Raw genomic sequence first — 601 nt, forward strand, 5'->3', positions numbered from 1 at the left:
CGTTACCGTTTCTGTTTCAAGCATTACATTTAAAAAACCAGTCAGCGTAGGTGACGTGGTTTGTTGTTACGGCGTGTGTAAGAAAATCGGCCGTACATCGATGAGCGTTGACCTAGAAGTTTGGGTGAAACCAGTGAAAGTCGACGGCATCGAAGATCGTTTCATGGTTTGTGAAGCAACCTTTAACTATGTAGCCATCGACAGTGAAGGCAAACCACGTCCAGTGCAAAGCTAAGTTGTCATAAAATCGAATTGCTAGGAAGAATCTCACATTTTCTATTGTTCACTTGTGAGAGGTTCAAAAAAGACGTTAAATTAACACTTTACCCCACCAATTAAGGAACTATGCTATGTGGTACGTCATCTTTTCTCAGGACGTCGAGAACTCATTGGAAAAACGTATGGGCGTTCGTCCTCAACATTTAGAACGCTTGCAACAGCTTCAAGATGAAGGTCGTTTACTTACCGCAGGTCCAATGCCAGCGATCGACTCTGATAACCCAGGAGAAGCCGGCTTTACTGGTTCGACAGTCATTGCTGAATTTGCCTCTTTGGAAGATGCCAAAACATGGGCTGACGCCGATCCTTATGTGGCGGCGGG

General features: G+C 44.9%; 2 protein-coding genes. Both read left to right on the plus strand.

The window, feature by feature from the left end; all coding sequences use genetic code 11:
• Nucleotides 1-235: hotdog domain-containing protein (locus R7R24_RS28515; RefSeq protein ID WP_318120428.1), on the plus strand; the 235-nt coding region annotated here is incomplete at its 5' end.
• 115 nt (nucleotides 236-350) lie between these two features.
• A partial coding sequence (locus R7R24_RS28520) for a YciI family protein (RefSeq protein WP_318120430.1) occupies nucleotides 351-601 on the plus strand: 251 nt, incomplete at its 3' end.

Source organism: Vibrio sp. 704 (genome assembly GCF_033339295.1).